Raw genomic sequence first — 26,755 nt, forward strand, 5'->3', positions numbered from 1 at the left:
TATGAGGGATAAATTGTATTCAGCATTAAGCAGCTTCCATTTCTTTTTTAAAAAGAGGTATGCCAAAAGGTTGAGAGTCCTTGCCTATCATACAGTACCAGATAAAATGGCTTTTGAGAAGCAGGTAATTTACCTTAAGTCTCAATACAATATTATTAGTATAGAGGATTTGAAATCTCATTTCAGGGAAAACCAACCATTGCCTAAAAATCCGTTATTGATCACTTTCGATGACGGGGATATAACAGTACTCCAAAAAGGTTTGCCAGTACTCAAACAGCATAATCTCAGTAGTTGTTTGTTTATCATCACAGGTTTGATAAACACCTCAAAAGATGTTTGGATCAAGAGGATCGAAGCCAAAGAAATGAAAGAAGGTAAAACCTATCTTCAGGCGAGGGAAGTGGTAAAGCAGTTTAAAGAAATATCCAACGTTGAACGGGTGGGGAGGATGGAAGAATATCTGGAGGTATCGAAACCACAATTGACCACCCAAGATTTAAAAGAAATGATTCAAAGTGGGATGTTTATAGCAAACCATACCCACACCCATCCCATGCTCGATAAATGTACTCCCGAAGAAATTTCAGAAGAGCTAACGGAAGCAAAAAAAGTCTTTGAAACCTTGCAGTTCCCGGGGTTCGATGTGTTTGCTTATCCCAATGGTAATGCCGATGAACAAACTACTGAGGTTTTGAAAAAATTTAACATGGAACTTGTATTCCTATTTGACCACAAAATCAATAAAAAAAATATGGATCCGCTGAACATTTCGCGCATCATGGTTGATAGCGATACTGAAATGACGGAATTTAAAGCGAAAGTTTCCGGGGCACATCCGTTTTTATTCCATCTGAGAAAGTAGAAAAATCAAATAAAATCAACATCTGTAAATATGCTGAAGTTTAGGAAAATAGATTACGATAAAGATGTCGATGAAATAATCAAGCTTTTAAATGCAAATTTTGAAACCGACCATACCAAAGAAGCTTTTCTTTGGAAACATTTTGAAAATCCTTTCGGACAATCATACGGATTATTGGCTGTTGATAACCATAGGATTGTGGGATTACGTATGTTTATGAGGTGGGAATTTTTGTGCGACAACAAAGTCATAAAAGCAATTCGTCCTGTTGACACCTGTACAGATCATGATTACAGGGGAAAAGGTTTGTTTAAAAAGATAACCCTTCAGGGACTGGAAAATATCAAAGAGGAATATGATCTTGTGTTTAACACGCCAAATGAGAACAGCAAACCTGGCTATTTGAAAATGGGATGGAAACCCATAGATGGCAATTTTAGCTATAAAGTGGGGCTAATAAACTTCCTGAAAGGAGCAGAAAATTTTGAGGAAATAACATCAAAGGAGATGGATTTTCAAAAATCCTGGTTGGAAGAACTTTCCTGTCAAACAAATATTTCTAAAGATTACTTTACATGGAGATATGCAGACCAACAATATAAAATAGCCAAATTTAAGGATGGGGGTACCATTGTTTATAAGTTGACAAAATTGAAAGGAATTAAAAGTATTATTTTAGTGGATTCTTTTGGAGGTAAACAAAAGAGTACCCAGAGACTAATTTCTGTATGTTCAAAAAATAAAGCAAAAGCAGTTTATTTTTTGGATAACGAAAAAAATAAACACCTTAAATTCCTACTTAAATTTGATCGTGGTTCACAGGCAGTGGTCAGTAAGGATGATGAGATTGGGGTAAGCGGGAAAATAGCTTTTTCAGTAGGGGATTTAGAGGGTAGGATTTAAAGAAACAATTTTTAATGAAAATACTTCAATTAGTAACCAAGAGGCAGTATCGTGGAGCGGAAGTTTTTGCTGCAAACTTGAGCACCGAACTTCTACAATTGGGTCACGAAATAATATTTGCAGGCTTATATAAAAACGAAAAAGATGTACTGGAGGTAGACGGTGCGGAGAATCTGGATCTAAGTTTGAGGAAAAGGGGTGCTTTTTCCCCAGCCCTTGTTCAAAAAATAGTGCGGCTTGTAAAACAGTCACAACCCGATGTCATTCAGTGTAACGGATCTGATACACTCAAATATATGGTTGCCACTTCCTTTTTTACTCCCAAAACCCCTTTGGTTTATCGTAATATTAGTATTATTAGTGAATGGTTGTCCAACACCCCTAAAAAGCTACTTTACAAAAAAATATTTTCCAGGATTGACCATGTTTCTTCTGTTGGGGAAGAGGCAATAGAGGATTTTATTAGAACTTTTGATTATCCCGCAAATCAAACTTCGGTGATTAGGAGGGGCATCCCAATTAAAGAAGTCAAAACTTTGTTGCGGCAAAGCCTTAAAGAAGAATTGAACCTTATTGAAAAAGATAAAATCGCAATGCATATTGGCAATTTTAGTCCTGAAAAAAACCATTTGTTTTTACTGGATATTTTTTCGGAATTAAAAACAGAGCAGCCTGATCTGAAATTGGTTTGTGTAGGAAATGGAATTCTTTATGAAGAAATCAAAAATGAAATTTCCGCTAGGGCTTTGGATAAAACTGTATATCTAATAGGTTTCAGGAAAGATATTCCAGAACTTCTTTCTGAAGCAGGATGCTTTGTCCTTGCAAGCAAGGTGGAAGGTGTTCCTGGGGTGATACTGGAAGCCGCTGCACAGAAAGTACCATCTGTTGCCACAAATGTAGGTGGTGTTTTTGAAGTGCTTAAAGATGGCGAAACGGGATTTATGATAGACAATTTTGATAAAAACCAATTTAAAGAAAAATTGCTCAGTATAATGAATGATTTCGATTTGCGGGAAGAAATGGGGAACAAGGCATTTAATCTTGTACAGGAAAGTTTTAATCCTGTAAAAAATGCAATTCGTTTTGAAACCCTTTATAGACAGTTGATTTTAAATAGAGCTTAAATTGAAAATACTTCAATTAATACAGAAAAAACAATATAGGGGGGCAGAAGTGTTTTGTTGCCAACTTTCCAATCATTTGATAAAGTTGGGGCACGAAGTTGAGGTGTACAGTATTTACGATGGTAGTGCTTCACTGCCACTTCTTCATAAAGAGGTAAAAACCCTTGCCAGACCTAGGAAAAGGAGGTTTGTAGATTATAAAGGTTGGTTTCAACTTGCACGTATCATTGACGAATTCCAACCAGATATTATTCAGGCTAATGCTGCAGATACGCTAAAATATGCTGTATTGTCAAAAATTATCTTTAACTGGAAGAAGCCTTTGGTTTATAGGAATGCAAGTGCCTCCAGTTTTTATGTGAAAACGCGATTTTCAAAAAGAATCAATGAATTTTTATTGAAGCGGGTAGATGCAATTGTATCGGTTTCAGAAGCTTCCAAGGATGATTTGAACAAGTTATTTCCTTTTACTGCCACGATCACCTCTGTTGTTCCAGTAGGGGTTGAAGAAAAAAGATTTTTAGAAGGTAATCCTTTGAGACCAGAGTCCCAGCACAAAAAAAAACTGCTCCATATTGGGTCTTTTACTAAAGAAAAAAACCATTATGGGATTTTAAAAATTTTTCAGCGGATCTTATCTTCGGAACCTTCAGTAGAACTTCATTTATTGGGAGAGGGGGTATTAAGAAATAAAATTCAGGAAAAGGCCAATGAATTAGATCTTGAAGGTTCAGTTTATTTCCATGGAGAAGTAGAGGATCCTACCTTGTATATTGAATTTTCTGATGTCCTTATTTTGCCCAGTTTGATAGAAGGGCTTCCTGCTGTTGTTGTAGAAGCTATGTATCAAAAATTACCGGTAGTGGCTTATAATGTGGGCGGTATATCCGAAATATTAAATAATAACACTGGCTATTTAATCGAAAAGAATGACGAAAATTCTTTTGCAGCTGCTGTTTTAAAAGAATTGGAAAATTCCGATAAAAATAAAGTTGAAAATGCTTTTAATTTAGTTTCAGAAAAATTTATGAATAGTGAGATAGCCAAACAATTTTTGCGGATATATGCTGAAATTCGTTCATGAAAATCTTCCATTTTTTTTTCATAATCCCCTGAGGCTGTTAATTTTTATTAAAAGCTTGTCGACCACCTGCAATGAAGTAAATTTGTGGTCACTAATCATATTGTAAATGCGCAAGATCAAAATCCTTCATATCATTAAATCCTTGGGAAGGGGAGGGGCAGAAATGCTACTTCCCGAGACTCTTAAAATCCATGACACCCATAAATTCGAATTTCATTATATTTATTTTTTGCCATGGAAGGACCAAATGGTAAATGCGTTGGAAGATGCAGGAGGAAAGGTGACTTGTATGGAAGCCAAAAACAATATTTATCTTTTCTTGCGTTACAACAATGTAATTGATTATTGTAAAAGGGAGGGAATTGAGCTTATACATTGCCACCTGCCATGGGCGGGGTTCTTGGGCAGGCTAGTCTTCAAAAAAACTGGGATTCCTGTATTATATACAGAACATAATATGCAGGAACGTTACCATGTGGTCACGAAAAAGATTAATAAATCAACGTTTAACTATCAAAGTATGGCTTTTGGTGTTTCTGAAGATGTAACCAATTCCATAAAAAACAACATTCACCCTTCCATTCCTGTAAAGACACTTCTTAATGGGGTTAATACCGGTTCCTTCACTAGAAAAGGAGACGAATCTATTCGGGAAAAATTTGGAATTCCAAAGAACGCAATAGTTTTAGGCAATGTGGCCGTATTCAGGTTTCAGAAAAGATTAAAGGAATGGCTTCAGGTTTTTGCCAAAGTGCAAGCTACTAATACTAATGTGTATGGGATCATTGTAGGGACGGGACCACTTGAAGAAGAAATCAAGGAAGAATTCAATAATTTGGATTTGGAAGGAAAAGTATTTTTTCCTGGACTTCAAACCGAAGTGAAGCCGTATTTCGAAGCCATGGATATTTTTATGATGAGTTCTTCATTTGAAGGCTTGCCTATTGCACTTTTGGAAGCTATGAGTATGGAGTGTGCTGTTGTAGCAACAGATGCTGGAGGGATTAAAGAAGTGGTGATCAATGGTGAAACTGGGCTCACTTGTAAGGTTGAAGATTGGGGGAAATTAGTTGAACTGGTGCAGGTTTTACTCGATGACCCTACAAAACTTGAAAAATATAAGGTTGCTGCGCGAAAAAGGGTCATTGATGCTTTTAGCCTAAAAACTATGGTGGAAGCACTTGAAGATAATTATATTTCCATGCATGGAAGCTAATTTTATGAGAATGATACGCTGATATAGCTACGGAAGAAAACGTTAAAACCACTAATTTCCGGAATAAATTGTTCAAGTTCATATTCAGAAGCACTTGTTCAGAAAAAGTTCAAAATATATAAGAAATGCAGATAAGGGAAGGGACAGAGAAAGATATTCCTGAAATTTTAAAAGTACTCAAGGCAAGTCTGGGTGAAACTTCTTCCAAAAAAACAGAAGAAGTCTGGAGGTTTAAGCATATAAATAATCCTTTTGGGAGGTCTCTTGTTTTGGTAGCTATTGAAGAGAATAAAATAATTGGAGTTAGGGCTTTTATGCGTTGGCAATGGCAAAAAGGAGATAAAATCCATATAACTTTTCGGGCGGTTGATACTGCTACCCATCCGGAACATCAGGGTAAAGGAGTCTTTAAAAAGTTAACATTACAAGCAATAGAGTTGGCAAAACAAGAAGGTGGACATTTTATTTTCAATACCCCAAATCAACTAAGCCTTCCCGGTTACCTGAAAATGGGGTGGGAAAAAGTTGACAAACTAAAAGTGCAAATCCAACCTACTTTTCCGTTAAATTGGTTATCTCAGAAAACAACTAATTATGATACGGAAATAAACATCAATTTTCAGGATATTAAGAATTTATGCCATAGCATCAACACTAATAAGTCTAAAATAGACAAATATTTTACTCCAAAATCTGCTGAATATCTCAGGTGGAGGTATGAGGATAACCCGTTACAGAAATATGAAGTAATAGCCGACAGTTCATTTTACATGGCAGGTTATGTAAAGGAGCATAAATATTTCAAGGAATTGAGGATTGTGGAAGTTATGGTTGGAGATGATAGGACATATAGCACTATCAAGAAAATTATTTCCAAGTGGGCTAAAAAATTTGGGGCAACATTTATTTCAATGGCCAATGAAGATGGTTTTGGTACTTTTTTTATAAAAGGGAATTTTGGCCCCGTAATGACAGTGAGAAAGTTAAGCCTTCCTGATGAGGAATTTAACAATTTGTTAGAACTGAATCATTTTAATTATAATTTGGGCGATTTAGAACTATTTTAAATGGTAGGAGCAATTTTTTTGATATTATTCCTTTACCTGGTAAACCAGGGGATTTTTCGTTTTTTCAAGAACAGGCATAAGTTTTTCTCTGTTTCCTTAATGAATAGATTATACTTCTACCACTTTATTTTTTGGCTAACCTATTACATTTATGCTCTTAATAATCCTTCAGATTCCAAAAATTATTATTACAATACCCGTAGATATACCGGTGAATGGCTTGATTTATATGGCACCAGTACTACCTTTTTAGAGTTTATAGCTTATCCATTTACAGTTAGTTTGGATTTACCCTATGTTGTGGTGATGGTTATTTTTGCGTGGATAGGTTATTTAGGCTTCATTTTTACTTATTTGTTCTTCAGGGAAAACATTCCAGTAAAAATTAAATTGTTCAAGCGCTGGGATTTTCTTTTTATACTTATGTTTTTGCCTAATATGCATTTTTGGACTTCTTCTTTAGGAAAAGGTTCTGTAATTTTCTTGGGAATTATGATGTTTGTTTATGCACTGAAAGTGTGGAAGAAAAGGTGGTTTTTTCTGATTTTGGGAGCATTAATTATTTATCATGTAAGACCACATGTTTTTATGTTTATGGTAGTAGGAACTGGTTTAGGATTTATGAGTGGAAATAAAAGGATTTCAATGGGACAAAAAGCAGGGGCCTTTTTGGCAATGATCGTTTTGTTGGTGCTGATACAGGACAAAGTTTTGGCGGTGGTAAATCTTGGAGGATCTGAGAATGTAGTATCCGATTTCCAGGATTTTACATCTACAAGAGCACAAGGGCTGAGCGAAGATGCTGGATCTGGTGTAGATATGGCTAGTTATCCGCTACCGGTAAAATTATTTACTTTTTGGTTTAGACCTTTGTTTATTGATGCTCCGGGAGTCTTAGGATTAATTGTGTCTGCAGAAAACTTACTTTATCTTTTGATTACATTTCAAATTTTAAAGAAGGACTTTATTTCATTTATTAGAAAATCGCCTCCTCTTGTAAAGACAAGTTTTGTCGTTTTTTTTATGACCTCTCTGGCCATGACCTTTGTAATGTCCAATTTAGGAATTATCATGCGTCAAAAATCTATGGTGATGTACTTCCTCTTTTTCGTGATCTATTATTATATGGCAGAAAAGAAATACAAGAAAATTGTGAAACTTCGGAAACTTCGATTGAGGAAAGAGCAGGTAGCTGAGTTAAACAAGGTTCAAGTTCAACAATGATATAGGTTTGGATTGAGGAGAACACTTAGCCAATAAAAGTTCAAAAATTCTTTAATTTTCAAATTGAATTAAAAAAATATCCCGAAGTGTAGCATTTTGAAATGCTACACTTCGGGATATCCTGGATAAATAACAGCCTTATTTTATTTTAAATTGCTCAGTTTAAATTAGAAATTATCTTGTTTTCTCGCATGTGCAAACATATTGTATAGCCGACAATCAAACTTCCGGCGAATAATTCTCCCGCATCTTCTATGATAGTTAATACACCAGAGCCTGGCATAGTTTTTAGGAAACTGTGTAGCATATCTACTCCAACCCCAAAGAAAACCAATACCCCTACAAGTATTAATAGGTGCAAGGTAACCTCTTTGGTTTTCCTGTCTCCAAAAAACAGGGAATGTATAAAAGGCAAAACAAAAGTAGCACCAAGCATTGCCGCTACCGCTAATTCCCCAAAATCTTGAGATCTAAGGCCTAAAGTGCTGGGAATATTGAAATGACCAACCAAGTTTGCTCCAAAAGATTCATGAAATGCAAAAGCATCATCAATGAATAAAACGAGAAAAAACAAAGACCAAATAAGGTAGATGCCTTTTTTTCTTCTAGCAGAGAAAGCAATAAGCAATAAAGCAGCTCCAATAAATTGTAAATACTGGAACATTTCTGCATAGCCAAAATCCATGTCCAATCTAAACAATAATCTGTCCTCATTTGTTACAGGCAGGAATAAGCTGTAGAAATGTAGGAGAATAAAAAATAGGTCAACAGAAAATAATAATATCAATATTTTCTGGACTACAGGAAAATAATTGTTAATTTTTAAAGTTCCCGGAATCTGTTGAATAGATGAAATAAGTTGTAACATAAAATATATTTTTTTTGTAAAAATATTCTCATAAATTTATCATTCTCTTAATGTTACGATAATACATTCTTAAAGTTTTTATAACAAGTAAAAAGGAATAGAGACTGCAGTTTTGTTTTCTTTAACTTTGTGTAGGAAGAAATAAAGCTTTATGGAACAAAACGGATTTTTTGTTATCTCTTTAGATTTTGAATTACTTTGGGGAATTTTTGATAAAGTAGACTACAAAAGGAAAAACTTATATTTTGAAAACACGAGATTTGTAATTCCCAAAATTCTTGATTTGTTCAAGGAATACAACATACATTGCACGTGGGCTACAGTGGGGATGCTCTTCAACTTTAACTGGGAGGAATGGAATTACAATATTCCTGAAACAATTCCAGAATATAGTAATCGCTCCTTATCTGCATATAACTATGGGAAATCTATTAATTCTGCTGAAACTGAATTCTACTGTTTTGCCAAAGAAATCATCCAAAAAATAAATGCTGCTCCCAACCAGGAAATTGGCACACACACTTATTCCCATTACTACTGCCTGGAACAGGGACAAGACCTTGAATCGTTTGAATCCGACCTCAAAAAGGCCATTGAACTTGCGAAAGAGATGAACATTGAATTAAAATCCCTTGTTTTTCCCAGGAACCAGTTCAACAGTGATTATTTAAAAGTTTGTAAAAGGTTGGGAATAGAAAATGTACGGTCAAATCCTGAAGATTGGTACTGGAAGGATACGCAGCAAGATTTCCTAAAGAATAGAATCTTTAGGACTGGTGATGCATATATTGGCCCAAAAAATAAATCTTATGCCTTAGATTCTTTAATAATTGATAAAGAAAAACCACTAGCCCAAAAAGCTAGCAGACTGTTAAGACCCTATTCATCCAATAAGTTTTTAAATAATTTAAAACTCCGGCGGATAATATCAGAGATGACCTATGCTGCCCGTAATAATGAGATTTACCATTTGTGGTGGCATCCGCACAACTTTGGAAATAATCCTAAAGAGAATTTGCAGGATCTAAAAATAATTTTTGAACATTTTAAAAGTTGCCAAAAAGATTATAATTTCAATTCGCTTAATATGGCTGAGGTAAACAATCAAATTTCAAGAAAGACTTAAAAAATACGATAATAATTATCCATCATCAACTTCAAATCAGTCTAAATTTTCTGGAGTACAAGGATATATTATAAATTGTTTTCATCTTTTTTGTCATTGGTTCTTTAACATGTAATGACGCACTTTAAATATAAATTCTCAAGTCCAATTGGTATTTGTATTTTTGGATATACAAGATTTACTATGGCAACCAAATTCCGAATCCAGAAATTCTTTCGCTATTTTAACTATTTCTATGAATACTTGAAATTCAGAATATTTATTGCCATTTCATTAAGTTTATTGGTAGGGCTTCTAGACGGAATAGGGATCGCTCTGTTTATTCCGCTTTTCAAGATGATCTCCTCAGAAGGAAATGTTATTAATAATATTGATGGCGGTTCAGACTCAGAATTTGTAAGTTCTGTTATAGTAGATACGCTTGGGATTACTCCTTCTCTAGGCAGTCTGTTTTTTTTAATATTTATATTTTTTAGTCTTAAAGGTGTAGCTAAGTATTTTGAAGCCTATATGCGAATCATTTACCAACAATTTTTTATGAGAAAGATTAGAATTTCTAATATTGAATTATTCGGAAATTTTAGCTTTAATGCTTTTTTAAAAGCAGATACAGGAAGAATCCAAAATACATTTAGTGGAGAGGTACAGCGGGTAAATGGTGCATACAAGTTTTATATAAAAACCATCCAGACAGGAGCACTAGTAATTGTATATATATTTCTAGCTTTAGCAGCTGATTGGAAATTTACACTGTTGGTAATTGTTGGTTCTTTCTTTTTAAATTTTATTTTCCGCAGATTGTATAAACGAACAAAATTTTTTTCTCGTCAATTTACTTCAGAGTCCCATATTTTTCAGAATTTGTTAGTTCAGACTGTACATTTTTTTCAATACCTAAAAGCTACAGGACTAATGAGTCTTTATAATCTTAAGCTTAAAAAAAATATTTTAAAAGTAGAATCTGTTCAGAAAAAGATGGGAATGATTGATTCCATTTTGGTCGGACTCCGCGAGCCCTTAACAATTTTAGTGATATTTGCAGCCATTTTTATTAATATTTATTTATTTAATGAAGATTTGGGTAATATCTTATTAAGTCTTTTATTACTATACAGGGGAATAACCTTTTTTATTAGCATGCAGGAGCAATGGAATTCTTTTCTTTCTGCTTCTGGATCTCTGGACAATATGAGGATATTTACAGCAGAGTTGAAAACAAACAAAGAACAGAGTGGTAATAAAGTAATTGAGTCTTTTTCAAATTCTTTAACCTTGAGAAACCTATCGTTTGGGTTCAACTTAAAAGAACCCATTCTTAAAAATATTAATTTGAAAATCCATAAAAATGAAACTGTAGCCATAGTCGGAGAAAGTGGTGCGGGGAAATCTACTTTAATGAACATTTTATCTGGTTTAATAAAGCCAATAAAAGGAGATTATGAAATAGACGGTATAAATATAAATGAAGTGCATCTTAGCAGTTTTAGACATCGTATAGGCTATATTGTGCAGGATGTAGCAATTTTTAATGACACTATTTATAATAATATTACTTTCTGGGCACCAAAAACTGAAGAGAATTTAAAAAAATTTCGGTTGGCAGCAGAAAAAGCTGCTGTTTTAAATTTCATAATGGACTTGCCTCAACAAGAAGAAAGTGTTTTAGGGTCAAACGGTATAAATATAAGCGGAGGACAAAAACAACGTCTCTCCATTGCGCGCGAGCTTTATAAGGATATTGATTTTTTATTTATGGATGAAGCAACATCTGCATTAGATGGTGAAACTGAAGCTGTTGTGCAGCAGAATATTAAGGACTTAAAGGGTGAATATACTATTATTATAATAGCTCATCGTCTGGCGACAGTGAGAGATGCAGACAGAATATTTTTGATGGATTCGGGAAATATTCTTGCTCATGGTTCATTTCAGGAACTATATAGAAATTCAGAAGAATTTCGCGCAATGGTAGCGCTTCAAAATCTTTAAAATTAAAATGGTCAACCAGGATTTTGCAGCCTTTGTTATCACTTATGAGCGGACTGAAATTTTGCTCAGAACTATAAAGATTATTAGGAACCAAAGTTCCCCCCCTGCCTATCTGTTAATTGTAGATAATAGTACCACCAATTTAACAGAAGAAGCTCTTAAGCCTTTAATTTCTCCGGAACTAGATTATTTAAGGATAGGTTATAACAGCGGGCCTGCAGGAGGGGCGAAAATAGGCCTGCAGCATATAACTGAGCTGGGGTTTAAGTGGGTATACTGGGGAGACGATAATGATCCTCCCCGGGATTTGGAAGTTTTTAGAGAAATGCTTAAGTCCATCAAGGAGATAGAGAATTCTGGTGTTAAGTTGGGAATATTTGGAGGCAAAGGAGGTACTTTTAATAAATATTCCGGACGAGTTAAAGCATTGACGAATGAAAAGTTAAAGAAGGAACGGTACGCAGAAGCAGACTTTGTACCTGGAGGACATACGCTAATAGTGAATACAGAGGTGGTCCGAAAAGGAATACTTCCGAATGAAAAATTATTTTTTGGTTTTGAAGATCTTGATTTTTCTATTAAGGTAAAACAATTAGGTTTTGCTATTTTAGTACATTCCGAATCCTGGCTAAGAGTAAGATATAAATATGATAATTCAGCGAATAATTACAGGTGGCGCGATAGCTCCTTCGGAAAAAACTCAGAATTACTGGTGCGAGAATTTTATAGTACAAGAAGTCTTCTCGATATATTTTATAAGAATAATTTCTATTTCGCCTTTGGTTTTTTGCTTTTTAAATCTATTGGGAAAATGATTTTAGGTTTCAGACATGGGTTGGATTATGGAAAAAGGATGTTAGGCGTTCAGTCCGCAGCAATAAGCTCTTTCTTAAGGAGTGATTTTAAAAAGCAACAGGATCCATTTTAAGGCTAAAATTTGAAATTAATATCTTTATTGAAATAACCATTTATGTTGAACAATGATCAGAAGAAGAATATTGCTTTTTTAGATTGCACCCTCCGCGACGGTGGGTACTATACCAATTGGGATTTTAATACTGGCTTATTGGATCACTACCTCGAAAAAACTAACAAATTACCCATAGATTATATTGAATTGGGGTATCGATCCAAGGTGAAAACAGAATATAGGGGAGCTTTTTACTATTCACCACAATTTCTTCTTAATTACTGTAAAAATAGAACGGACAAGAAATTAGCTATTATTCTAAACGAAAAGGAAGTTAATTTACAGGATCTGGACGAACTTTTAGATCCATGTAAAAATATAATTCAAATGGTGCGATTAGCTGTTGCGCCTTCCAATCTATCTAGAGTTGTGGATATAGCCGAAAATATTAAATCCCGTGGCTTTCTTGTTTCTGTAAACTTAATGTATGCCAGCAAGTGGGAGCAGAATTTATATTTAGAAGAAAGTTTTCGGCGCCTAAATTCTGTATTGGATTATTTCTATGTGGTTGATTCATATGGTAGCATGCATCCTTCTGAAGTGCAAGAGGTTTTTGAGAAGTTAAGAGGAGCAATGGATGTCAAATTAGGATTTCATGGACATAACAATATTGAAATGGCTCTTATTAATAGTCTTACCGCATTAGATTCAGGTGCAACAATTATAGATGGAACGGTCTGTGGTATGGGAAGAGGTGCAGGAAATCTTAAAACTGAACTTTATCTAACTGTTTTACATAAAAAATATAACCTTAAAGTAGATTTCGATATTTTAAATGATCTTAGTAATTCTTTTACTAATTTAAAAAAAAAATATGGTTGGGGTACAAATTTACCCTATATGGTATCGGGAGCTTACTCTTTACCGCAAAATGAGGTAATGGGGCAGGTAAAGAAACGGTTTTATTCTCTTAATTCTATAATTTCAGAAGTTCAGGATGTTGCTACTAATAAGGAAGATTTCAAATTTTCTGCACCAGCTAAGAAACTTGTAAATCAGTTTGTTCTGGTTGGTGGCGGTCAATCCCCGCAGAAATTTTACAGCTTTATTAGGGAATACTTAAAACAGAATCCAGAAATGGGCATAATTCATTCCAGCTCTAAAAATCTTGAAGTCTTTAGAGATTTAAAAAATTTCCAAATTCACTGTATCGGTGGAATGGAAATGGATAGATTAAAGAATAAATTATTTGTTGAGCAAATGGAAAACAGGATTTTCATTGTGTCACAGGAAAGATATTCTGCATTAAATTTTGCAGAAAAATTTAAACAGAATATTCGGTTTTTACCTAAAGGGCATTATCAAACCAATTATACATTATCCACTACTGCCATGGCTATGGATATCGTGAACTATTATAAAGCAAAGAAAATTATGCTAATTGGGTATGATGGATACGATCAGAGTGCTACTAAAGAACAGCTAGAGCTATTTAATGAAAATCAATCTATTTTTGATTCTATTCAGGTAAATAAATTAAAAGTTTCCTCTCTTACCTCTACAAAGTATGATGTTAATACTAATTCTATATTTTCTTTGATTTAATATGGGAGTATCAGTGTTTCTTCCGGTTAGGAGAGGGAGTGAAAGAGTGATTCGCAAAAATACCCGGAAATTTGCTGGGTTTGAAGGTGGGCTTTTAGAGTTAAAGTTACTTCAGCTAAAAAAACTGGAAGGTATAGAAGAGATAATAGTATCTACTAATGATGAAAATTGCCAAAATATAGGTCTATCTTATCAAAAGGAGATTCAAAATTTAAAAGTTATAAAACGTCCTGAAAAATTGGGTAATTCGGCAACTAATTTAAAAGATTTAATTCAATACGCCGGAGAAGTTTCAAAATCAGAAGATATTCTGTGGACTCACGTAACTTCTCCATTCTGCGATTTACCTATTTATCAAAAGGCTGTTAAATTATTTAATGAAAACAGGAAACTTGGTTATGATTCATTAATTTCGGGCAGAGACTACAAAGAATTTTTGTTCGACAAGTGTACGGGAGAAATCGTAAATAATCCTACTAATCTTGACTGGCCAAGAACGCAGGATTTAAGTGATTGGTTTGAAATTAATAATGGAATATTTCTTACTACCAGGGCCAATTTTAAAAGAGGCAAACGAGTAGGAGCAAAACCATATTTAATGGAAATGGGTAAGATTAATTCTCTTGATGTAGATTATGAAGAGGATTTCTTTTTAGCAGAATTAATTTATGAAAGATTTTATAGATAAAACAATTATTTTATGGGATTTCGATGGAGTGATTTTAGATTCTATGGAAATACGTGAAGAGGGATTTCGAGAGGTTCTTCAAACTTTTCCTAAAGAAGAGGTAGACTTATTATTGGATTATCACAAAAAAAATGGAGGCCTTTCCCGTTATGTAAAATTTAAATATTTTTTTGAAGAAATCAGAAAGGTCAAGGTGGAGCAAAAGGTTTTAGACCAATGTGCTGTTTCTTTTTCAGATATCATGAAGAAAAAACTTACTTCACGAGAAAGGTTGAATGGAGAAGTTATAAACTTTATAATGGCTAATCGGAAGCGGCTTAAAATGCACATTGTTTCGGGTTCCGATGGAGATGAACTTCGCTATCTTTGCAGAAAATTAGGTATTTCTGATTTTTTCTTATCTATAGAAGGCTCACCAAAACCTAAAATAGAGCTGGTTGAAAATATTTTGTCAATAAACAAGTATCTAAAGAGAGAAACCTGCTTAATTGGAGATTCTATAAATGATCATGAGGCTGCAGAAGTGAATGATATTGATTTTTTTGGGTATAATAACCTGGAACTGGAAAAAATAGCGAAATCTTATATTTATTCTTTTAATGAAATTTAAACGGAATATATCTGCGGGATTATTAATGCTTGGTTCAACAGAAATATTTAATCCAAAAAAGGAGTACTACGGAAAAAGAGTTGCGATTGTAGGAGCTGCGGAATCTGCTTTTCAGCAACGTAATGGCTCCTTTATTGATGAGTTTGACATTGTGGTAAGGATTAATAAAGGAGCCCTTGTTTGGAGTAAAGAAAAAGCCCCTTTTATTGGGTCAAAATTTACATATTTATATCATAGTTTCTACGAAAATGAATTTAGTGGTGGTGGGCATATTAATTGGCAATATTTCGATGAATTGGGAATTCAAAAAGTAATTAACCCTAATTTCACAGGCAAGGGTTTACAGGCGCACTTTAATTATTTTAAGAGGAATTTTCACAATAGAAGAACTTACGTATTAAAAAGAAAATCGTATAAAGAATTATCTACAGATTTTAAAAACTTTATTCCCACTGTAGGATTTTCTGCTTTATGCTCAGTTTTGCAGGCACAATGTGAGGAAGTTTTTATAACTGGCTTCACATTTTTTAAGACCCCTTATGCAGATGGATATAGACCTGGTTTAGAAAATATGGAAGACAATAAAGAACATTTAAAAACTCAGGGATTGCACAATCCAGATCTGGAATTTAAAAAATTTAAGGAAGTTTTTTATCAATCCCCCAGTAAAAAAATAGTTGTTGATAGAGCTTTATCCCTTCTAATGGAAACAGAAACCTTATGAAACTCTTGTACTATAGTACATCTTTTTACGCCAGTCACGGAGGTAGTATACAATCAATTGAATTTTATAATAATCTTGATAATATAGAGCTTGTTGAAGAAAAGTATTTATTTCCACCGGAAAGGAACTTTAATGCCCGTAAAACATCTGACAGCCGAATCCGTAAATTCATAAAAGGAATAAGCCTTTTTCAAATTTTCTTATTTTACAGGAGAAATAATTTTCACCTTAAAAAATTGAAGCAGAAAATTTCTGAAATAAGACCCGATAGCATTCTTTTTCAGATAGATTCAAATTTTCTCCAGATTAAAAGGATAAAGAAAGCATTTCCAAATCTTGTTGTCTGTACACAGATAAACGGTTCTCCTTTTGATGAACCGTTCAAAAATATTGCTTTTAAAGAATATTTTATAAAAAAACAAAAAGAAGCTTATGAAAAATCAGATTTAAATTTTTTTGTTTCTGAAATTTCAAGAAATAATATTATGCAGTCATCTTTTGAAATTTCTCGTGATATTGTAATACCTAATGGAGCCAATCTGGATAAATTTTTTCCGATAAAGGGGAAAGAACAATTAAAACAGAAGTTAGGCTATGATGTAAATAAATTTATACTCGGGTATGTTGGTACTTTAGATTTTCATAAAAAAATAGTAGATCTTGTTGAAGTATTTCATGAATTGACTGAAATCTATAAGGATTTACAGCTTGTAATTATAGGTGACGGACCTGCTCTTGATCAAATAATTAATCGAATAGAGGATTTAGAGTTGACTGATAATGTGATACTTAAAGGTTGGGTAAATCATAATGACATTAATGAGCACCTAAATTGTTTTAACCTTGCAATACACCATAGTGCCCAGACATACATGAATCCCCTTAAAATATTTGAATATCTGGCAGCTGGTTTACCTGTTCTTGCTCCTGATATCCCCTCAGTTCGCAGAATATTTCAAAATGAAATAGATTTATTAATTACCGGTGATAAAAAGAAGGATATTAAAGATAATCTCGAAATGCTAATCCAAAACCCCCAAATGAGGGAGAGATTTTCGAGAAATAAAAATCTTAAAAGATCTTTGGAAAAAAATTATACATGGAAGCGATATGCTGAAAATATAATTATAAAGATCCAGCAAAAATTAAATCAATAAATTGAAAAAATTAGTACGAATTACAACAGTACCACTTTCTTTGGAAAAATTGCTTGAAGGTCAACTTACTTTTATGAGTCAGTATTATGAAGTTACTGCAATTTCTGCTGAAAAGGATAGGTTAAGGAAATATGGTGAGAATAATAATGTCCAGACATTTTGGCTTGAAATGACGAGAGCTATTACACCTATTAAAGATATAGGGGCTGTGCTTAAATTGTATAGATTCTTTAAAAGAGAAAAACCACTTATAGTTCATACTCATACTCCAAAAGCCGGAATTGTAGGTATGATGGCCGCAAAGTTAGCCAATGTTCCTATTAGATTGCATACTGTGGCAGGACTGCCTCTTCTGGAGACTACCGGTAACAAGAGGAAGATACTGGAGAGGGTTGAAAAATTAACATATTCTCTGGCTACAAAGGTTTATCCTAATTCCAAAGGTTTGCAGAAAATAATTTTGCAGGAAAATTTTGCACCGTCTTCAAAACTGAAAGTTCTTGGCAAAGGGAGTTCTAATGGCATTGATACAAAATATTTTAATCCCGATTTATATTCAGACACCCATAAAATCAAGTTGAGAAATGATTTAGGAATTCCAGCATCGGATATCGTTTTTATCTTTGTTGGCCGATTGGTCTCTGAAAAAGGTATTAATGAGCTTGTTGCAGCTTTTAATCATTTATACAGAGCGCAAACTAATATATCTCTATTATTAGTAGGGGATTACGAAGAGGACCTGGATCCATTGGAAAAAAGAACCGTAAGGATTATAGAAGAACATTCTAAAATTTTTACCACTGGTTATCAGGAGGATGTACGTCCTTATTTCGCTATTTCTAATGTTTTAGCTTTTCCCAGCTATAGGGAAGGCTTTCCTAATGTTGTAATGCAAGCTGGAGCTATGGAATTACCAGCTATTGTTACAGATATTAACGGATGTAATGAAATTGTTCAAAATGGAGAAAATGGGCTTATAATTCCGTTAAAAAATGAAGAAGATTTGTTAAATGCAATGCTTAAATTCTCAAAAGATAATAATCTTGTAAAAAGAACTAAGAACAGCGCACGGGAGAAAATTAAGAAAGACTTTGAACGTGAAGAATTTTGGTCAGTTATGTTAAGAGAGTATAAAAATCAGGAAGAGAATCTACAAGTTGATAATAAGAAGTAATGCTTTACATCTGGAAAAGAAATCTCAGATCAAGATTGAAAGAGTAGAAGCATATGTATAAAAGATTTTTTAAACCAGTAATAGATAAATCTGTTGCGTTTACGGCACTATTACTTCTCAGTCCGTTACTTCTGGTAATTCTTATTTGTTTAGCTTTTGTCAATAAAGGAAAACCGTTCTTCTTTCAGCAGAGACCTGGGAAAAATGGAAGAATTTTTCAGATCGTCAAATTTAGAACAATGACAGACGAGAGGGATCAGATTGGAGGTTTGCTGCCTGATGATCAGCGTTTAACTACTGTTGGGAAGCTGGTAAGAAGTACTTCTATTGATGAAGTCCCACAGCTATATAATGTTTTAAAAGGAGATATGAGTTTAATAGGACCAAGGCCTTTATTGCCACAATATCTTGCATTATATACTAACGAACAACAAAAGAGGCATTTAGTCAGGCCTGGTATAACAGGATGGGCTCAGGTAAATGGCAGAAATGCTATTGGATGGACTCAGAAATTTAAATATGATGTTTGGTATGTCGAAAATATTTCTTTTATGCTGGATCTAAAGATTTTATTTAAAACAATTAAAAAAGTAATGCTTTCTGAAGGTATAAATGCAAAAAACATGGCTACAACAGAACCCTTTAATGGTCATAACTAATGAATATATATGGAGCCAGTGGACATGCTAAAGTATTAATTGATATAATTAATTCTATTGGAAGAGATGTGAATTATATTTTTGATGATAATCCAGAAATAACGAAGATTCTTGAATACTCAGTGACTCACAAAATCACTGCGGAAATGCTCAATTTTCCTACTGTTATTGCCGTTGGGAATAATATGATAAGAAAAAATATTAGCCAGAGATTTGAAGGTGTTTTTACAGTTGCATTGTGCCATAAATCAGCCACAATCTCTGAATCTGCTAGGATAGGCAAAGGCAGTGTAGTTATGGCCAAAGCTGTCGTGAATGCTCAGTCTTTAATCGGATCTCATTGTATAATAAATTCCGGAGCTATTGTGGAACATGATAATGATATAGCCGATTTCGTTCATATTTCTCCCGGAGCTGTTTTAACAGGTAACGTGACTATAGGAGAAGGAACCCATATTGGAGCTGGAGCAGTTATTATTCCGGGTATAAAAATTGGTAAATGGGTGACCATAGGAGCTGGAGCTATAATAATTAAAGATGTACCAAATAATGCCGTAATTGTGGGAAATCCTGGAAAAATTTTGAAGTATAATAATTAACTTATGAAAAAAGAAAAAATTTGGCTTTCCTCTCCTCATATGGGAGGAAAGGAACAACAATATATAAATGAAGCTTTTGATAAAAATTGGGTTGCTCCACTAGGTCCAAATGTGAGTGGCCTGGAGGAAGATATACAAGATTTTTTATTTACGGAAAACACTATTAAGGGACAGGTTGCAGCATTAAGTTCTGGAACTGCCGCCCTTCATCTGGCTTTAATCCTTTTAGGGGTTAAAAGAGGTGATGAAGTTATATGCCAAAGTATGACATTTGCAGCTTCTGCAAATCCAATAGCTTACCTTGGTGCCACACCTGTTTTCATAGATAGCGAATGCGATACGCTCAACCTATCTCCGGAGTATTTAAGAGAGGCGGTAATAGATCGTATAAAAAAGGGTAAAAAACCAAAAGCTATAGTTGCAGTTCACTTGTATGGAATGCCGTACAAAGTTGATGAAATTCATACTATTGCAGCAGAGTATGATATACCTGTTATAGAAGATAGTGCAGAAGCTTTGGGTAGTTCTTATAAAGGAAAAAAATGTGGAACTTTTGGAGATATTGCAGTTTTATCTTTTAATGGAAATAAAATTATTACAACTTCCGGAGGTGGGGCATTAATTAGCAAAACCATGGAACATAAAAAAAGGGCTGTCTATCTTGCAACACAAGCGAGAGATGATGCTCCGCATTATCAGCATAGTGAAATAGGTTATAATTACAGAATGAGCAATATTTGTGCTGGAATAGGACGCGGCCAGATGAGAGTGTTAGATGACAGAGTGAAAGAGAGAAGAAAAATGAACTCTTTTTATGAACAAATTTTCAAAAACAATTCGGAAATAAAAGTTCAAAAAGAGCCTACTAATGATTATTTTTGTAACCATTGGCTTAGTGTAATATTTTTTAAATCTGGTCCAAATCAATTTTCTAAGGAGGGTTTAAGGCTTCATTTAGAAAAAGAAAATATTGAAAGCAGGCCTTTGTGGAAACCAATGCATATGCAGCCTGTATTTGCAGATGCTCCTTTTTATGGATCCAATGAAGCTGAAGATTTATTCTTAAGAGGTCTATGTTTGCCTTCTGGTTCAAATTTAACTGAAGAGGATAGAGGGCGAATTTCAAAATCTATTCAAAATTATATTAATTAGGAATCCTTAGCCAAATGAGGGATAGTTTAGATAAAACTTTTAGAAAACTTTCTACGGGACCGGATAACACCATTAATCTGAGAAACATTAAATACCTTCCGCGATGGGTGGTTTTTTTAATTGATATTGGTTTGGTGGCACTTTCTTCTGTTTTTACAGCATTTATATTGCTGGATCTTACATCCAATGTATATGGAATTGTTGATATGGCAGATAAAGGGGTGATTCTCCTATTGGTTAATATATTCTTTTTTTATGTTTTTAAAACTTATGCCGGGATAATTCGATATTCGTCCAACATAGATGCATTAAAGCTACTCCTGGCTACTTTAAGTTCCTTTTTTACGCTATTAATTATTAACCTTATTACTTTCCTGATAATTAATCAGAAAATTTTCCTCTTTGGAGGGCTTCTAATTAATTTATGGATATCTTTTTCCTTGCTTTTTCTGTTCAGACTAGCAGTCAAACAGATCTATGAATATTTTAAATATGTTCAGAAGGACGAGAATCTCATTAAAGCAGTTATTCTTGGAGCAGATGAAAATGCTATTTCCATTGCTGGTGCTTTAGATATTGAACATCCAAGGAGGTTTAGAGTCGTTGGATTCTTGACAAATGAAAATCATAATAAAAGCATTAGACTCTTGGATAAACCAGTTTTAAAATATGGTAAACATGTTCATGAGCAAGTAAAATCTTTAAAAGCAGATGCTGTAGTTTTTTCTGAAAGTAAATTTTCTGCGGAAGAAAAATATAAAATAATAGAAAATTGTCTGGAACATGGGGTAAGCGTTTACAATGCACCTATTGTTTCAACATGGGGAGAAGACAAGCCTATAGCTCAAAAAGTGAAAAGTCTGCAGATTGAGGATCTTTTAGACAGAGAACCTATTCAATTGGATGTGCAGAATAAAATTGACCAGCTAACTGGAAAAACTATTCTTGTAACCGGTGGTGCTGGTTCCATTGGTAGGGAAATAGTAAGGCAGGTGGCTGAATATAATCCGAAAAAGCTGCTCATTCTCGATCAGGCCGAAACTCCTCTGCATAATGTACAACTGGAAATAGAGTCCAAATTTCCTGATCTTGATTACAAATGTATTATCTGTGATGTAGGAAACAACCGTAGGCTGGAACTTATGTTTCAAAATAATGACATTGATGTTATTTATCATGCAGCCGCATATAAACATGTACCATTAATGGAAGAAAATCCGCATGAAGCGATATTCGTTAATATTAGAGGTACAAAAAATTTGGCAGATTTAGCACTAAAATATAATGCAGGCCATTTTGTAATGATATCTACAGATAAAGCTGTAAATCCTAGCAATGTCATGGGGGCATCCAAGAGAGCGGCAGAGATGTACGTACAATCTCTTTATCATAACCAGAAGATGAAGGGAGAGGAGACAACAAAATTTATTGTAACTCGATTTGGAAATGTTCTGGGATCTAATGGATCTGTAGTGCCACTTTTTAAAAAGCAGATAGAAAAGGGAGGTCCTGTAACTATAACACACCCCGGTATTATCCGTTATTTTATGACCATTCCTGAGGCTTGTCAATTAGTATTGGAAGCGGGTGCTATGGGAAAAGGAGGTGAAATTTTTGTCTTTGATATGGGGGAACCTGTAAAGATTATGGATTTAGCTATTAAAATGATAAAATTAGCTGGTTATGAACCCAATAAACATATAAACATAAAAATTACGGGTCTTAGGCCAGGCGAAAAATTATATGAAGAATTGTTAAATGATGAATGTAAAACTTTGCCAACCCATCATAAAAAGATTATGATTGGACAGGATGTGGTTAGGGATTATGAAGCTATAAATGAAAAGATTAATAAAGTTATTAAATCAGCTAATAAACTAAAGAGTGATAAAGTAGTTGCTAAATTAAAAGATCTTATACCTGAGTTTATAAGTAATAACTCTTCATTCCAAAAGTTGGATAAAATTCAAGAAAGTAAAACTTCCTAGAGATATAGGTTAATACTTTCCCACTGAAAAAGCCTCTACAACAGATTATCGTTTTATATTTGCATTTTTAATTTTTATTATGAAATTTTTACTTGTTACATCTTTTTTTATCTTGTTTTTAAGTAGCTGTTCCACACGTGATCAAATTGTGTATTTTCAAGATGCAGAAGATCTGGAGGGAATGGAAAATTTATTGGACTATGAGCCCGTCATTCAGCCAAATGATGTTTTGCGGATTAATGTATCTTCTGAAATAGAGGAAATTGTTGCTCCTTTTCAAAACCAGGCATCTAGAGGTTCTGGAGGTGGGGGAGGTGGAAATTTATCTTTAACAGGATATTTGACGAATCCTGAAGGATTTATACAATTTCCAATATTAGGACCTATTAAAGTAGGGGGGAAGACTAGAGGGGGGGTTCAAAAACTTCTTCAGGAAAAAATAAGGGAATATGTTACCGATGCTGTTGTAGATGTTCGTATAGTCAATTTTAATGTAACAGTATTAGGAGAGGTTAATGCGAGAGTACCTGTTACTGACGGAAGAATTTCTATGCCGGAACTTCTGGCCACTGCAGGAGGAATTCCTTACACAGGAAAGAGGGAAAATATTTTGATAATAAGGGAAGTGAACGGAATAAAATCAATTGGTAGAATAGATATGACGGAGACAAATCTTTTTTCAAGTCCATATTATTATCTAAGGCAGAATGACATTGTTTATGTTGAACCTACCTACCGAAGAATAAAATCTGCGGGTTTTTTTACCAATTATCAAGGAATAATTTCAGTTGGTACAACAATTATCAGTTTGTATTTACTTATTAATAACTTATAAGACTTAATGGAAGAATTGCAGGATTTTAATATTGATCAGGAAGAATCAACTTTTGATCTTAAAGCTGAGCTTTATAAGTACCTCTCATATTGGAAATGGTTATTATTTGGTGTCTTTTTGGGTCTTTTATTGGCTTATTTGTATAATAGATATACTATTCCAAAATTTCATACAGAAGCATCAATGATGATTGTGGATGAGGAAAAGAAGAATATGGCAAATGCTCTACCTTCAGGAGGAGCTGTTTTTGCATATGATGAAGGGATGGAGAATCAAATTGTGGCTTTAAAATCTAAAAGCCTTGTGGAGGGAGTGGTGAATGAGCTTGACCATAATATTTCTTATTTTATTGAAGGAAATATCATAACTGTGGAGGCATATAAAACCAGTCCGGTTGTAATAAATTTTATTACGCCGGATTCCATTGTTCATAAGATTTCTAGAAATTTTTTTGTAGTTCCTCAATCTGGTGGGCGTTTTAAATTAGAAGATTATGATGGTAAGAGTTACGGTAGTTATCAATTAGGAGAGGTGATTACATTAAATGAATTATCATTTACACTTTCTCTTCGAAATGGACATTCAATTAATAACTTTCTTCAAAGTAATTCTGTAAATATTAAAATTACACCTTTACGCCAGGTTGCCAATGATTATATTGCAGGATTAATTATAGGACAAAAGGGCAAGGCCAAAGACATACTTTCTCTAAGTTTCACACAGGAATCGAGCAGGAAATCTGAAGATTTTCTAAACACCTTAATGATTCATTTTAATCGAAGAGGTGTAGAAAACAAGAGGGAAGTGGCCGAGAATACAACTTCATTTATCCAGAACAGATTAGAATTAATAACAGAAGAACTAGATTCGGTAGAGGGGGGGATGGCCAGCTTTAAGCGAGAAAATGAAATTATGGATGTTTCAAGTGGAGCTGGAGAATTCCAATCCCGTGTTTCTTCGGTAGAAGAGGAAATTTTTAATTTAGAAACACAAATTGAACTTATAGCTTCTATCCGGGAAAGATTAATAGAGGAACAAGAATATTCATTGTTACCATCAGGTTTAGGGATTTCTGAAGCTGGTATTTCAACTCAGATAGGTGCTTATAATGCTTTAGTTTTGGAGAGAAATGATTTTTTACAAAATTCAACGCTTCAGAATCCGGTTATTACTAGAATTACCCGCCAGCTGGATTCTATTGAAAAGAATTTATTTGAAAATATTGAAAGTACAATACAGTCAATTAATGTAAGAATCAGAGAGCTAAGTAGTCGTGGGGAAACTGCGAGAGGGGAATTTAGTACTTTTCCAGGACTGGAACAGGGTATGAGGGGTATTGAGCGCCAACAGCAAATTAAAGAACAATTGTATTTATTTCTCTTGCAGCGAAGGGAAGAAGCTGCAATTTCCTTTGCTTCAACTTCTTCTGTCGCCAGGGTTATTGATCCTGCTTTTACTAATAATGAACCTGTTGACCCCAAACCATGGCTAATTCTTGTAGGAGGTTTTCTAATAGGCTTTTTAATTCCCATTCTTATAATTTTTATTAAAAATATTCTGGATACCAAGGTGCATCATAAAGGTGATCTTCAGCCTTTACTTAAGCATGTGCCATTTATTGGGGAAGTGCCGAGAATAGCAGCTGGCCAGAGTGATATAATTGAAGTTAACGATAGATCACCTTTAGCAGAATCCTTTAGGATTCTTAGAACAAATATGGCATATCTTATTCAAAAAAAAGATAGCGAGAGAGGTGAGGTGATTTTTGTTACTTCTACTATAAAAGGTGAAGGGAAAACTTTTATTTCATATAATCTCGCTAGAACTTTTGCGAGTACAAAGAAAAAAGTATTAATTATTGGCGCAGATATTAGAAACCCTAAGTTACATCGCTATACACAGAACCTTATTTCAGAGAAAGGACTTTCCGATTATCTTTATAATTACGATATTTCTGAAAGTGATTTAATTGTAAGCTCACAAGAAGAAGGAATAAAGGTGGATATTATATTATCCGGTTCAATACCTCCTAATCCGGCAGAACTTTTTATGAATGACAGAATGAAGAAGTTATTGGATTTTGCGGTCTATGAATATGATTATGTAATCGTAGATACTGCTCCTACAATGATCGTTACTGATACTCTCCTAATTAGCCCACTTGCCGATACTACCGTATATGTGACGCGAGCAGAGCATACAGAAAAGAAGTTGCTGGATTTCCCAAAGGAATTAAAGCAGCAGGGGAAACTCAAAGGTTTGGCAGTTATTCTTAATGATGTTGATTATTCCAAGTTCTCTTATGGTGCTCAATACGGATATTCCTATGGTTATGGTTATGGTTATGGACAGGATGAAGATAGTAGTAAACTCAAAAGAATCTTTAAGAACCCTTTTAAATGATGCAATAATTAAAATAAATTTTTGCTGTTTTCAAGAACAGGATGAAGTAGATTCATTTTTTTATAAGGTAAACGTATAGTTTGTATCTTGATTAGATGTTCCATTCTGTGACAGTCACTACTTAAAAAGTCAATTAGTCCTTTTTCTAATAATTGCATAGCTATTTTCTGGATTCCAGGTCCATAATGGCGTGTGAGTGATAACATATTAAGCTGTAATCTACAACCTCTGGATTTTAACTCTTCAAATTTGTGAAGGCTTTTTGAATATAAATAAGGATATCTTTCTGGATGAGCTAAGATTGGTTTAAATGATTTGTTCTGAAGCTTAAACAAAATTTCATTTATATTTATTGGTGGCTGAAAGTATGACATCTCAACTAAAACATGTTTGTCGTTAATAGAAAGAATTTGGTTAGATTCTAAGATTTCAAGGAAATGCTGATCCATCATATATTCTGCCGCTGCTTTTATATTTATTGTTGCAGGTAGATTAGTTTTAGCTAAATTTAAAGCCTCATTAATTGTTTCAGGGGTATTGGGATAATATTCTCCCATTACATGGGGTGTGGAAACAAAATTTTTAACCCCAAATTTGCCAAATTCTGAAATTAAATTTATGGTTTCTTCCACAGAATTTGAACCATCGTCTATGCCTGGGAGAAGATGATTATGAAAATCAGTAAAACCATCTAAATTATCTGCTAAATACCGTTTTTTCTGAAAAATCGAAAGCATCTCTTTATTTTTACTCAACAAAATTACATAATTTTATCCCGATAA

The 26,755-nt window shown here is 33.9% G+C and carries 24 protein-coding genes; 22 read left to right on the top strand and 2 right to left on the bottom strand.

The genetic code is table 11. The annotated features are described in order from the left end of the window. Position 1: 1 nt before the first annotated feature. The 7 genes from RM549_RS08495 (at position 2) to RM549_RS08525 (ending at position 7,486) form a co-directional block, all read left to right on the top strand. Positions 2-865 (top strand): polysaccharide deacetylase family protein, encoded by an 864-nt coding sequence (locus tag RM549_RS08495; RefSeq protein ID WP_311683737.1) that lies wholly within the window; start codon positions 2-4, stop codon positions 863-865. A gap of 30 nt (positions 866-895) precedes the next feature. Beyond that, positions 896-1,768 carry a GNAT family N-acetyltransferase gene (locus tag RM549_RS08500; RefSeq protein ID WP_311683739.1) on the top strand — a complete coding sequence of 291 codons (873 nt, stop codon included), beginning with the start codon at positions 896-898 and terminating at the stop codon, positions 1,766-1,768. Positions 1,769-1,782: 14 nt separating this feature from the next. Then, positions 1,783-2,895 carry a glycosyltransferase gene (locus tag RM549_RS08505; RefSeq protein WP_311683741.1) on the top strand — a complete coding sequence of 371 codons (1,113 nt, stop codon included), beginning with the start codon at positions 1,783-1,785 and terminating at the stop codon, positions 2,893-2,895. A 49-nt stretch (positions 2,896-2,944) separates the two neighbouring features. Then, the gene (locus RM549_RS08510; protein WP_311683927.1) at positions 2,945-3,979 is read left to right on the top strand and encodes a glycosyltransferase family 4 protein; all 1,035 of its coding nucleotides are present in this window, start codon (positions 2,945-2,947) and stop codon (positions 3,977-3,979) included. A gap of 106 nt (positions 3,980-4,085) precedes the next feature. After that, a complete protein-coding gene (locus RM549_RS08515; RefSeq protein WP_311683743.1) occupies positions 4,086-5,195 on the top strand; it encodes a glycosyltransferase in 1,110 nt (369 codons plus the stop codon). A gap of 125 nt (positions 5,196-5,320) precedes the next feature. After that, complete coding sequence (locus tag RM549_RS08520) at positions 5,321-6,262, top strand: GNAT family N-acetyltransferase (RefSeq protein ID WP_311683745.1); 942 nt, start codon at positions 5,321-5,323, stop codon at positions 6,260-6,262. Next, positions 6,263-7,486: a hypothetical protein gene (locus tag RM549_RS08525; RefSeq protein WP_311683747.1), complete on the top strand. Its 1,224-nt coding sequence runs from the start codon at positions 6,263-6,265 to the stop codon at positions 7,484-7,486. 157 nt (positions 7,487-7,643) lie between these two features. On the opposite strand, the gene RM549_RS08530 is transcribed toward RM549_RS08525, so the two are convergent. Continuing rightward, positions 7,644-8,354, bottom strand: coding sequence for a DUF8692 domain-containing protein (locus RM549_RS08530; protein ID WP_311683749.1), 711 nt, complete (start codon positions 8,352-8,354; stop codon positions 7,644-7,646). Positions 8,355-8,505: 151 nt separating this feature from the next. Between RM549_RS08530 and RM549_RS08535 the strand changes: the two genes are divergently transcribed. The 15 genes from RM549_RS08535 (at position 8,506) to RM549_RS08605 (ending at position 25,973) form a co-directional block, all read left to right on the top strand. Beyond that, entirely contained in the window at positions 8,506-9,480 is a 975-nt protein-coding gene (locus RM549_RS08535; RefSeq protein ID WP_311683751.1) for a polysaccharide deacetylase family protein, read from the top strand. Positions 9,481-9,723: 243 nt separating this feature from the next. Then, positions 9,724-11,469 (top strand): ABC transporter ATP-binding protein, encoded by a 1,746-nt coding sequence (locus tag RM549_RS08540; RefSeq protein WP_311683753.1) that lies wholly within the window; start codon positions 9,724-9,726, stop codon positions 11,467-11,469. A gap of 7 nt (positions 11,470-11,476) precedes the next feature. After that, positions 11,477-12,397 carry a glycosyltransferase gene (locus tag RM549_RS08545; protein ID WP_311683754.1) on the top strand — a complete coding sequence of 307 codons (921 nt, stop codon included), beginning with the start codon at positions 11,477-11,479 and terminating at the stop codon, positions 12,395-12,397. A gap of 207 nt (positions 12,398-12,604) precedes the next feature. Further along, positions 12,605-13,984 carry a beta/alpha barrel domain-containing protein gene (locus RM549_RS08550; protein ID WP_432264708.1) on the top strand — a complete coding sequence of 460 codons (1,380 nt, stop codon included), beginning with the start codon at positions 12,605-12,607 and terminating at the stop codon, positions 13,982-13,984. 1 nt (position 13,985) lies between these two features. After that, on the top strand, positions 13,986-14,672 hold the full coding sequence (locus RM549_RS08555; RefSeq protein WP_311683758.1) for an acylneuraminate cytidylyltransferase family protein: 687 nt from the start codon (positions 13,986-13,988) through the stop codon (positions 14,670-14,672). After that, a complete protein-coding gene (locus tag RM549_RS08560; protein WP_311683760.1) occupies positions 14,653-15,282 on the top strand; it encodes an HAD family hydrolase in 630 nt (209 codons plus the stop codon). Before RM549_RS08555 ends, RM549_RS08560 begins: the two co-directional genes overlap by 20 nt. Beyond that, the gene (locus RM549_RS08565) at positions 15,272-16,006 is read left to right on the top strand and encodes a glycosyltransferase family 29 protein (protein WP_311683762.1); all 735 of its coding nucleotides are present in this window, start codon (positions 15,272-15,274) and stop codon (positions 16,004-16,006) included. The genes RM549_RS08560 and RM549_RS08565 overlap by 11 nt, the downstream gene beginning before the upstream one ends. Positions 16,007-16,242: 236 nt before the next feature. After that, complete coding sequence (locus RM549_RS08570; RefSeq protein WP_311683764.1) at positions 16,243-17,163, top strand: glycosyltransferase family 4 protein; 921 nt, start codon at positions 16,243-16,245, stop codon at positions 17,161-17,163. Between the two features lies 1 nt (position 17,164). Further along, a complete protein-coding gene (locus RM549_RS08575; protein ID WP_311683766.1) occupies positions 17,165-18,337 on the top strand; it encodes a glycosyltransferase family 4 protein in 1,173 nt (390 codons plus the stop codon). Between the two features lie 53 nt (positions 18,338-18,390). Then, the gene (locus RM549_RS08580; RefSeq protein WP_311683768.1) at positions 18,391-18,996 is read left to right on the top strand and encodes a sugar transferase; all 606 of its coding nucleotides are present in this window, start codon (positions 18,391-18,393) and stop codon (positions 18,994-18,996) included. Then, complete coding sequence (locus RM549_RS08585; RefSeq protein ID WP_311683770.1) at positions 18,996-19,595, top strand: acetyltransferase; 600 nt, start codon at positions 18,996-18,998, stop codon at positions 19,593-19,595. Before RM549_RS08580 ends, RM549_RS08585 begins: the two co-directional genes overlap by 1 nt. Positions 19,596-19,598: 3 nt before the next feature. Beyond that, on the top strand, positions 19,599-20,747 hold the full coding sequence (locus RM549_RS08590) for an aminotransferase class I/II-fold pyridoxal phosphate-dependent enzyme (RefSeq protein ID WP_311683772.1): 1,149 nt from the start codon (positions 19,599-19,601) through the stop codon (positions 20,745-20,747). A 14-nt stretch (positions 20,748-20,761) separates the two neighbouring features. Then, positions 20,762-22,735 carry a polysaccharide biosynthesis protein gene (locus tag RM549_RS08595; RefSeq protein WP_311683774.1) on the top strand — a complete coding sequence of 658 codons (1,974 nt, stop codon included), beginning with the start codon at positions 20,762-20,764 and terminating at the stop codon, positions 22,733-22,735. A gap of 79 nt (positions 22,736-22,814) precedes the next feature. Beyond that, positions 22,815-23,570 carry a polysaccharide biosynthesis/export family protein gene (locus RM549_RS08600; RefSeq protein ID WP_311683776.1) on the top strand — a complete coding sequence of 252 codons (756 nt, stop codon included), beginning with the start codon at positions 22,815-22,817 and terminating at the stop codon, positions 23,568-23,570. A gap of 6 nt (positions 23,571-23,576) precedes the next feature. Further along, the gene (locus RM549_RS08605) at positions 23,577-25,973 is read left to right on the top strand and encodes a GumC family protein (RefSeq protein ID WP_311683778.1); all 2,397 of its coding nucleotides are present in this window, start codon (positions 23,577-23,579) and stop codon (positions 25,971-25,973) included. An 8-nt stretch (positions 25,974-25,981) separates the two neighbouring features. Here RM549_RS08605 and RM549_RS08610 read toward each other — a convergent pair whose 3' ends face one another. After that, entirely contained in the window at positions 25,982-26,728 is a 747-nt protein-coding gene (locus tag RM549_RS08610) for a tyrosine-protein phosphatase (protein ID WP_311683780.1), read from the bottom strand. Positions 26,729-26,755 lie beyond the last annotated feature (27 nt).

This window comes from Autumnicola patrickiae (genome assembly GCF_031846525.1).
In the GTDB taxonomy this organism is placed as follows: domain Bacteria; phylum Bacteroidota; class Bacteroidia; order Flavobacteriales; family Flavobacteriaceae; genus Autumnicola; species Autumnicola patrickiae.

Excerpts from the sequence above, each read along its gene's own strand:
- RM549_RS08500 (WP_311683739.1), top strand. The coding sequence starts at position 896 with ATGCTGAAGTTTAGGAAAATAGATTACGATAAAGATGTCGATGAAATA.
- RM549_RS08545 (WP_311683754.1), top strand. The coding sequence starts at position 11,477 with ATGGTCAACCAGGATTTTGCAGCCTTTGTTATCACTTATGAGCGGACT.
- RM549_RS08560 (WP_311683760.1), top strand. The coding sequence starts at position 14,653 with ATGAAAGATTTTATAGATAAAACAATTATTTTATGGGATTTCGATGGA.
- RM549_RS08530 (WP_311683749.1), bottom strand. The coding sequence starts at position 8,354 with ATGTTACAACTTATTTCATCTATTCAACAGATTCCGGGAACTTTAAAA.
- RM549_RS08525 (WP_311683747.1), top strand. The coding sequence starts at position 6,263 with ATGGTAGGAGCAATTTTTTTGATATTATTCCTTTACCTGGTAAACCAG.
- RM549_RS08515 (WP_311683743.1), top strand. The coding sequence starts at position 4,086 with ATGCGCAAGATCAAAATCCTTCATATCATTAAATCCTTGGGAAGGGGA.
- RM549_RS08495 (WP_311683737.1), top strand. The coding sequence starts at position 2 with ATGAGGGATAAATTGTATTCAGCATTAAGCAGCTTCCATTTCTTTTTT.
- RM549_RS08565 (WP_311683762.1), top strand. The coding sequence starts at position 15,272 with ATGAAATTTAAACGGAATATATCTGCGGGATTATTAATGCTTGGTTCA.
- RM549_RS08600 (WP_311683776.1), top strand. The coding sequence starts at position 22,815 with ATGAAATTTTTACTTGTTACATCTTTTTTTATCTTGTTTTTAAGTAGC.
- RM549_RS08605 (WP_311683778.1), top strand. The coding sequence starts at position 23,577 with ATGGAAGAATTGCAGGATTTTAATATTGATCAGGAAGAATCAACTTTT.
- RM549_RS08535 (WP_311683751.1), top strand. The coding sequence starts at position 8,506 with ATGGAACAAAACGGATTTTTTGTTATCTCTTTAGATTTTGAATTACTT.
- RM549_RS08590 (WP_311683772.1), top strand. The coding sequence starts at position 19,599 with ATGAAAAAAGAAAAAATTTGGCTTTCCTCTCCTCATATGGGAGGAAAG.
- RM549_RS08555 (WP_311683758.1), top strand. The coding sequence starts at position 13,986 with ATGGGAGTATCAGTGTTTCTTCCGGTTAGGAGAGGGAGTGAAAGAGTG.
- RM549_RS08505 (WP_311683741.1), top strand. The coding sequence starts at position 1,783 with ATGAAAATACTTCAATTAGTAACCAAGAGGCAGTATCGTGGAGCGGAA.
- RM549_RS08580 (WP_311683768.1), top strand. The coding sequence starts at position 18,391 with ATGTATAAAAGATTTTTTAAACCAGTAATAGATAAATCTGTTGCGTTT.
- RM549_RS08595 (WP_311683774.1), top strand. The coding sequence starts at position 20,762 with ATGAGGGATAGTTTAGATAAAACTTTTAGAAAACTTTCTACGGGACCG.
- RM549_RS08585 (WP_311683770.1), top strand. The coding sequence starts at position 18,996 with ATGAATATATATGGAGCCAGTGGACATGCTAAAGTATTAATTGATATA.
- RM549_RS08520 (WP_311683745.1), top strand. The coding sequence starts at position 5,321 with ATGCAGATAAGGGAAGGGACAGAGAAAGATATTCCTGAAATTTTAAAA.